This window comes from Helicobacter sp. T3_23-1059, from assembly GCF_053654515.1.
The window spans coordinates 1-495 of sequence record NZ_JBSIUV010000220.1; the positions used below are offsets into that span (position 1 = coordinate 1).

Annotated in this window: 2 protein-coding genes; both read left to right on the forward strand. The window is 42.2% G+C overall.

The window, feature by feature from the left end; translation table 11 throughout:
- On the forward strand, positions 1-199 hold a 199-nt coding region (locus ACWIX0_RS14140), incomplete at its 5' end, for a hypothetical protein (RefSeq protein ID WP_454174608.1).
- 60 nt (positions 200-259) lie between these two features.
- Positions 260-495 (forward strand): hypothetical protein (locus ACWIX0_RS14145; protein WP_454174609.1); only part of this gene is annotated, 236 nt, incomplete at its 3' end.

Sequence of the window (495 nt, forward strand, 5' to 3'; positions counted from 1 at the left end):
TGTGAAATATCTCATAGATTGCCACGCTTATTTTCACTCACTCGCAATGACGAGATACTTTAGTTTCTTACAAAACCTCAGTATGACAATGTTATTTTTACTTATGGATTGCCACGCGGATTTTACAAATTCGCTTGCAATGACGGTATACCCACCCCCTAACCCCCTCCGCAAGGGAGGGGGAAATAATGTAATTTAATCCACCTCGTGCTAAGGGAGTGGGAATAATAGGTTTGCAACTCTGCACGGGAGGGGTGAAGTGTGCTGTTGTCATTGGCAAGGGAGGGAACAAAAAAGTCCTACTTGTGCTAAGGGATGGAATAAAAAGGCAAAATCCTCCGCAATTAAAAAAGGAGGGAGGGGAAAATACTTTATCATTGCTAGATTTTTGCGACTTTGTCAAAAGTTGCAAAAATCTAGCACACGGCAATCCACACTTACTCCGTCATTGCGAGCATTGCAACGCAACGCGTGGCAATCTATAAAAACAAAAAA